Here is a 7,719-nt window from a genome sequence, read left to right on the forward strand (position 1 = left end):
CGTCCTGTGCAAAGTCGAGAACATACTCATCACTTTCAAAGAACTCTGCCAAGTTAGCGCTTAAATCAGCATTGTCTTCTACAATCAATAAACGTATGACGTCTCGCATTCCGATTCCTTTTATTCAACGATAGAGATAGTTTAATGGATAGATCCTCCCTTTCTACATTTAAAAGCCGTGGCGGTATAAAACGGGTCGTGAATGCTTTCGGCTATTCCTTAAAAGGACTACGTGCCGCCCTGCGACACGAAGCCGCTTTTAGACAAGAATGCGCTTTAGCTCTGATCTTATTCCCCTCTGCATTTTGGTTAGGGCGTAACGCCGTAGAGATTTTCCTACTGTGTTTTACCGTCTTACTTGTATTGATCGTGGAACTCATCAACAGCGCCATTGAAGCGCTGGCAGATGCAATCAGCCTTGAACACCATCCACTCTTGGGTCGAGCCAAAGATATTGGTAGTGCCGCCGTGCTCCTATGCTTACTCACCACAGGTGCATGGTGGGCTTATGTAATCATTGACCGCTTTTTTTGACTAAAGACGTACACTAACTACAAGGAGCCTTTAGCTAATCATGTCTACCTTAAACGCACCCAGCCCAACCGCTCAGGCCGCTATTCAACAAAATAGCCAAGCCATTCTGCATTTTCTACAGCAACACCCACCATTTAATCAAATGGAGATGGGGCATTTGTTAATGATGATCGAGCAGGCTTGGTTGCGTTTTTATGCCAAAGGCACACAAATCACAGGCCCGAATGATGAGGCAGAGCAATATTGGTTTTTAATCAAGCAGGGTTTAGTCCAAGGTAAACGCCCTAATCCCAAATACCCTGATAATACAGAGCGTTTTTTACTGACGGTAGGAGATAGCTTCCCTATTGCTGCCATTCTAAGCCAGCGTTCTACACGTACCACCTATACGGCACACGAAGACTGTTTTTGTTTGGTTGTTAGCGCCACTGATTTTATTAAGCTGCTGCGGGCCTCTGAACCGTTGCGGTCTTTTGCCATCGGTGGCATCAGCAGTTTATTTGATGAGCTACAACAACAAGTCCAAGCAAGGGCATCTGCCCACTTAGGGGCAGACTATTCGATCCATGACTCATTAGCCAGCCTGATTGTACGTAAACCCATCAGTTGTTTAGCCGACCAACCCTTGCAACAGGTTTTACAGATCATGCAGCAGCACCAAATTGGCAGCATGGTCATTGTCGATCAAGAACAGGCTCCGATTGGTATTTTTACTTTGCGCGATTTACGACGTGTATTAGCCGAAGACCCGCAGAATTTATATGTTCCGGTTGGGGAGCTCATGGTTACCGAGCCGCTAACATTAACGCCTGAAGCCAGTGCCTTTGATGCCGCACTGCTGATGGCTCAGCACCATATTGGTCATGTCTGTTTAATTGATAATGATAAATTGGTAGGGGTGGTGTCAGAACGCGACTTGTTTTCATTACAACGTGTCGATTTAGTCCATTTAGCCCGAGCGCTACGACAAGCCAAGTCCATTCATGCCTTACAGCAACTACGCACCGATATTCATCGCCTGGTAGATAGCATGTTGGCTCATGGAGCAGATGCAAACCAAATCACTCAGGTCATTACTCAGCTCAATGATCACACCACCTCTAGGGTTATTGAACTCGTGCTACGCAAACACGGTGACCCAGGTATCCCCTTCAACTGGCTGGTCTTTGGTAGCGAGGCAAGGGGTGAACAAGCCTTAGTGACAGATCAAGACAACGGGATTTTGTTTTTGGCGGATAATCCAGAACAAGCTGAGCAATATCGTCAACAACTCTTGCCTATAGCCAAAGCCATTAATCTAGCTCTAGATCAATGTGGCCTTAGCCTCTGTAAAGGCAACATCATGGCAGGTAATCCAAAGCTCTGCTTATCCATGGAAGAATGGCATGCCCGTTTTGAGGACATCATGGCAAACCCAGACCCTAAACACCTCTTACAAGCATCGGTGTTTTTTGATCTGCGTATGGTTTGGGGAGAAGATTTAGGCTTCAAAAAACTACACCGCCAATTATTGAATCAGGTTCAGCAACGTAATCGTTTTTTACGCCAGTTAGCAAAGGCAGCATTAAATTACCCACCACCACCTAGCCAATTACGTCGCTGGATCGCTAAAACAGTCGGTTCTTCCAGTGGGGCTAGACTAGATCTAAAACGTCATGGTCTAGGGCCATTTGTAGATGCAGCTCGTGTCTTAGCCTTATCCTCAAAGATCCCTCATGCCTCCACCCAAGATCGGCTAGAACAACTGGCTGCTAAAGGGGTCATTAGCAACAAAGATGCTGAACTATGGAGTGACTCCTACCGTTATTTACAATTACTACGCCTACAATTACATCAGCGCCAAGACAAAAACAACCAAGAAGAGCTCTCTAATATTCTGCAATTGGATCAACTCAATCAGTTACATCGCCGCATGCTCCGCGAGGCTATGCGCCAAGTGCGTTATATTCAAGCCTTGGTCAATTATCGATATAGGTTGTAATTATGCGTTGGAATGGGTGGCAACGACTAAAAAACTACTATCTGGCAAAACGGTCGCACCATACAGGACATCACCCTGATCAAGAGGCACAGCAACGGTTAATCGATGCTGCGCCTCTAAGCCCCAGCGATCAGCCTCTTAGTACACCCGCTATGGTTTTCGACCTAGAAACCACAGGCTTAAATACCCGTACAGATACCGTTTTATCTATTGGCGCCGTTAAGGTTCATCCAGATGGTATTGCTCTAAAAAATAGTTTTTATCAGGTATTAGATATCGCCGTTGATTTAGCCGGTGAAAGCCAGCTCATCCATGGGTTAACGCAAAAAGACTTGGCTCAGGGCTGTGCACCCCGTCAGGCATTATTGGATTTTTTCAGCTATAGCAAAGACCATATCTGGTTGGCTTTTCATGCCGAATTTGATCGACGCATGCTGAAAAATGCCGCGCTACAACATCTAGGTTTAATTGTGGACCCACAGCCCATTGATGTCGCGTATCTCGCACCACTTTTGTTTCCCGATATGGATCAGCCTCAGGCAGGTTTAGATCATTGGCTCCAGGCCTTTCATCTGCCTATATTGGCACGCCATAACGCCACCGCCGATGCGCTAGCTACTGCAGAACTGGTTCTGATTTTGCTGCATCAAGCACAATCTCAGGGCTATCAAACCTGGGGAGAGCTGCAACAAGCCTGTCTTCAACAACGTCAAGTAAAACGCCTGCTAAATCAATAAAATCTAGCAGGCGTTTGGTTTAGTGGATAATTAAGGTCTTAGTGCTGGTTTGATGCTGCTGCACATCGTCCTTGGATAACCACCCTTGTTTATATTGGAAATTACCGTATGATAAAAGCACCAAATGGTGCTTTTATCATCACTGTCTTTACTGCTTTAGTCTTCGATCAATACCCAGTCTTTATTCTGGATCTCAACCAAAGAACGAGCACGCTCATCGTGACCAAAGTGGTCGGTAGCAGATAGGTTAAATACCCCATGCGTACCTACAACCTCTTTAACATTTTCTAGCGCATCACGTAGAGCTACACGGAACTCCTCGGAGCCCGGTTTGGCTTTTTCTAGTGCCACAGGAATGGCGGCTTTCAAAATTTGACCAGCATCAAATAGGTAAGCACCAAACGGAGATAGGCTGCCTTCGCCAAACTCTTTTTCATACGCTTGAGCGTATTCAGCCGCTACAGCCTTAGAGGGATGGCTCTCGGGTAGTTTGTCCCAAATCACAATAGGACCAACCGGTAAAATAGCGCCGTTCAAAGCCTGATCGCCAATACGCAAAAAGGCTTGGTTAGCAACACCGTGTGTGTGGTAGATCAAGCCTTTAAAGCCCATACGACGTAACTCAGTATGTGGCAATGCGGCTGGAGTACCTGTAGCACCAATCAATACCGCATCAGGTTTAGAGCTGATGACTTTAAGAATTTGTCCACCTACAGATGCATCTGTGCGGCTAAAACGCTCATCGCTGGTTAAGGTAATGCCTGCTTCTTTGCCTAGTTCTGTCAGGGCATTTTTCCAATCATCACCCCAAACGTCAGCAAAACCGATGTAGCCGAGTTTTTTGACATCATTTTTTTGCATGTGCTCTACCAGTGCACCTGCCATCAAACTATTTGTTTGCGGTACGGTAAAAACCCAATGGAACTCATCGCCTTTAGCCGCAAATGGTGCTAAGGTAATTTGTGGTGTTTTGAATTCAACAGCAATAGGCGCTACTGCTGCAGAAGGAGGCACTGCCGTAGAACCAATAATGACATCTACTTTGTTTTCGCTAACGAATTTGCGCGCATTACGTGCCGCAGCTGTTGTATCGGTCGCATCATCTAAAACGATGTAATTGATTTTTTCGCCACCAATTTCTTGTGGCAGCATTTGTACCGTATTACGCTCTGAGATACCCAAAGAAGCGGCTGGCCCTGTGGTGGAAATAGTAATACCCACGTTGATATCAGCCAGTGCAGGGGCGCTGCTAAACAACAGACCACAGACTAAAGAAGCAACGGTTTTTTTCATAAGAGTCTCCTCGTTGAAGCAAATAAATAAATAGTTATCGTGTCTTAATACGTTTAAGACGCAGGGGTATCAGTACCTGATTTTCGTCCTAAATAGGACTCAATTACTTTAGGGTTCTCAGCTAAATCAGCGGCTGGCCCCTCAAGCACTACATCCCCCGTCTCAATCACATAACCGTAGTCCGATGCACGTAAAGCAGCGCGCGCATTTTGTTCTACTAATAAAATGGATACGCCCTTTGAGCGTAAATCCACAATAATCCGGAAAATCTCATTAATAATTAATGGCGCTAAACCTAAGCTTGGCTCATCCAACATGAGTAATTTTGGCTTAGACATTAATGCTCGGCCCATTGCCAGCATTTGACGCTCACCACCCGATAAAGTGCCTGCCTGCTGCTTCGCTCGCTCTCGTAAGCGAGGAAATAGATCATAGACCTCTTCGCGAGCCTGCTTGTAATCGCGTTCACCACGACGATAGCGGCTAAACGCCCCAAGCTGTAAGTTATCCTCAATCGTCATCTGATTAAATAACTCTCGGCTCTCTGGCACTAAGCACAACCCTTTACCCACGCGGTATGCCACACTTTGGTGTGATTCTAAGGTTTCTCCCTCGTACTGAATAACACCAGTAGAAGGCAGCTGCCCCATAATGGCACTTAATAGGGTGGTTTTCCCCGCTCCATTCGGGCCGATCACACTGACGATCTCGCCCTCACGGATACGTAAATTCACTTTACGCACGGCCTCGACTTTGCCATACGCAATATCCACGTCTTTAATTTCTAATAAGGTGGGCTTACTCATTCGTCTTCGCCTCCCAAATAAGCAGCTAATACTTTGGGATTCTCTTGAATTTCTTGTGGTAGACCTTCGGCCAATTTTTGACCAAACTCCATAACCACTACGTAATCAGCCAAACCCATTAAAAAATCCATATCGTGCTCTACCATCAATACCGCCATGCCTTCGGCACGCAAACGCATCAATAAATCAGCCAAAGCTTGTTTTTCTAAATGGCGTAACCCAGCGGCAGGCTCATCTAGCAATAATAAATAAGGATCAGCACAAAGCGCTCGGGCAATCTCCACAATACGCTGCTGGCCTAAAGCCAAACTACCTGCTGATTCATGCATGTGCTTGCCTAAGCCCACCCGCTCAATCTGACGAGCTGCCTCGGCCAACAAGGCATTTTCCTCAGTGCGCTCTGCATGTAAGCCTGATCGAATATACCCAGCCTCTCCGCGCATATGCGCGCCTAAGGCTACGTTTTCTAAAACCGACATAGTAGGGATCAATCGCACATGCTGAAAGCTGCGACTTACCCCTAGCGAGGCAATTTTACGCGATGACATACCATCGATACGTTGGCCTCTAAACTCAATCTGGCCACTGGTTAAAGGCAACAAGCCGGTTAGCAAGTTAAATAGCGTGGATTTACCTGCCCCATTCGGTCCGATCAAGGCCGTAATTTGCCCCGTTTTGATGTTGAGGCTCATATTGTTATTTGCCACCAAACCACCAAATCGTTTGGTTACGCCCTCGGCAACTAATAAGGGCTGACCTACGGCCAAGGGCTCACGTTGCGGTAATGCTTTAGCTTGTTTGAGCTTAGATACATCACGGTTTTGAGGGTATAGAAAGCGAACTCGACTTACGATAACGGGCCACAAGCCCTGACGCGCATAGAGCAAACATAAAATAATTAACGCACCGAAGAAAATAGCTTCAAAGTTACCATTTTGCCCAAAAATCAACGGCAAAATGTCTTGTAGCCATTCTTTTAGGCCCGTCACCATGATCGCGCCTACTACGGCTCCGCCTAAGGTACTTGCCCCACCCAACAAGATCATAAATAGGTATTCAATCCCCATATTGATCGAAAATGGACTGGGGTTTACGAAACGCTGCATATGCGCATACAACCAGCCAGACACAGCTGCAAGCAAAGCCGCATAAATAAAAATCAATAATTTGGAGCGTCCGGTGTTAACCCCCATGGCCTCGGCCATGACAGAGCCACCAAACAACGCACGAATAGCACGGCCCTCGCGACTATCAAGCAGGTTACTGAGCAACCACATGACGCCACCCACGATAAACCAAATCAGTACACCAAAGTCCTGACTAGAGGTGAGCGTCCAGCCAAAAATAGAGATAGCGGGTAAATGACTGATACCACTGAAACCACCTAAATTAGGTAAATTACCAAATAAGTAGTACAGACTAATCCCCCAAGCCAACGTACCAATCGGTAAATAGTGGCCAGATAAGCGCAAGGTCAGTAAGCCTAGTAAGGTGGCAATCAGCCCTGTAATAACCAGTCCAGCCAGCAGCCCCATCCACGGTGACATGCCCATATTAGCTGTTAGTACTGCCGTGGCGTAAGCGCCAATCCCTACAAAAGCGGCTTGTCCAAACGAAGTCAGCCCCCCTACCCCAGTTAGCAACACCATACCTAGACCCACAATACTGTATAGGCCTACATAATTCAGTAAGGATAAATAATACTCAGGTAACACCTGGGGTGCGATCAATGCACATAGCACGACCAAAATCACAGGCATAGCAATACGACGATTCATTAGTGATCCTCATCCAATGGATTGGTGGTCAATGACAGCCATAATAAGAACGGCAGCACCAGAGTAAACACAATGACCTCTTTGTACTGTGAGGCAAAAAAAGTCGCGTAGCTTTCAATTAAGCCCACCATAAAAGCACCCAAAGCAGCTAAAGGATAACTGGTTAGTCCACCCATAATTGCGGCCACAAACCCTTTTAAGCTAATCAAAAATCCAGAGTCGTAATACAAGGTAGTAATCGGGCCAATCAATAGACCAGAACAGGCTCCAATGAGCGAAGCCAGAAAGAAAGCGGAGCTGCCTGCCATCGTAGTTGGGACACCAACTAACTGGGCGCCTTCGCTGTTAAAAGCCGTCGCACGTAAGGCTTTGCCATACATGGTGTGACCAAAAAATACATACAGGCCAGCAATCAAAATAATAGCCACTGCCAATACTAATAGGCTTTGGGCACTAATCATGACCTCGCCCAACATAAAGCTGGCATTGGTAAATGGTTGAGTACGATAGCCTTCGGCACCAAAAATCCACAAGCCAATACCGACTAATGAGATATGCATGGCGACAGATAAAATCAGCAAGACCAAAAC

Annotated in this window: 7 protein-coding genes; 3 read left to right on the forward strand and 4 right to left on the reverse strand. The window is 46.4% G+C overall.

The genetic code is table 11. The features are described 5' to 3' along the window. Window positions 1-144: 144 nt before the first annotated feature. Genes Q0Z62_RS10185 through Q0Z62_RS10195 form a run of 3 tightly spaced genes read left to right on the forward strand, consistent with a single transcriptional unit; the run spans window position 145 to window position 3,252 of the window. Window positions 145-534, forward strand: a complete 390-nt coding sequence (locus tag Q0Z62_RS10185; protein ID WP_269900872.1) for a diacylglycerol kinase — start codon at window positions 145-147, stop codon at window positions 532-534. Between the two features lie 40 nt (window positions 535-574). Then, a complete protein-coding gene (locus tag Q0Z62_RS10190; RefSeq protein ID WP_269900873.1) occupies window positions 575-2,515 on the forward strand; it encodes a DUF294 nucleotidyltransferase-like domain-containing protein in 1,941 nt (646 codons plus the stop codon). Between the two features lie 2 nt (window positions 2,516-2,517). Then, window positions 2,518-3,252 (forward strand): PolC-type DNA polymerase III, encoded by a 735-nt coding sequence (locus Q0Z62_RS10195; protein ID WP_298054162.1) that lies wholly within the window; start codon window positions 2,518-2,520, stop codon window positions 3,250-3,252. Between the two features lie 156 nt (window positions 3,253-3,408). Here the strand turns inward: Q0Z62_RS10195 and Q0Z62_RS10200 are convergent, their stop codons facing one another. The 4 genes from Q0Z62_RS10200 to Q0Z62_RS10215 all read right to left on the reverse strand — a co-directional run. Next, a complete protein-coding gene (locus tag Q0Z62_RS10200) occupies window positions 3,409-4,545 on the reverse strand; it encodes an ABC transporter substrate-binding protein (protein ID WP_298054165.1) in 1,137 nt (378 codons plus the stop codon). 53 nt (window positions 4,546-4,598) lie between these two features. Further along, window positions 4,599-5,351: an ABC transporter ATP-binding protein gene (locus tag Q0Z62_RS10205; protein ID WP_298054168.1), complete on the reverse strand. Its 753-nt coding sequence runs from the start codon at window positions 5,349-5,351 to the stop codon at window positions 4,599-4,601. Continuing rightward, window positions 5,348-7,129, reverse strand: a complete 1,782-nt coding sequence (locus Q0Z62_RS10210) for a branched-chain amino acid ABC transporter ATP-binding protein/permease (protein WP_298054171.1) — start codon at window positions 7,127-7,129, stop codon at window positions 5,348-5,350. The genes Q0Z62_RS10205 and Q0Z62_RS10210 overlap by 4 nt, the downstream gene beginning before the upstream one ends. Next, on the reverse strand, window positions 7,129-7,719 hold a 591-nt coding region (locus Q0Z62_RS10215; RefSeq protein ID WP_298054175.1), incomplete at its 5' end, for a branched-chain amino acid ABC transporter permease. The genes Q0Z62_RS10215 and Q0Z62_RS10210, both read right to left, overlap by 1 nt.

The sequence above is a fragment of the uncultured Paenalcaligenes sp. genome (assembly GCF_947630565.1).
Taxonomy (GTDB): domain Bacteria; phylum Pseudomonadota; class Gammaproteobacteria; order Burkholderiales; family Burkholderiaceae_B; genus Paenalcaligenes; species Paenalcaligenes faecalis.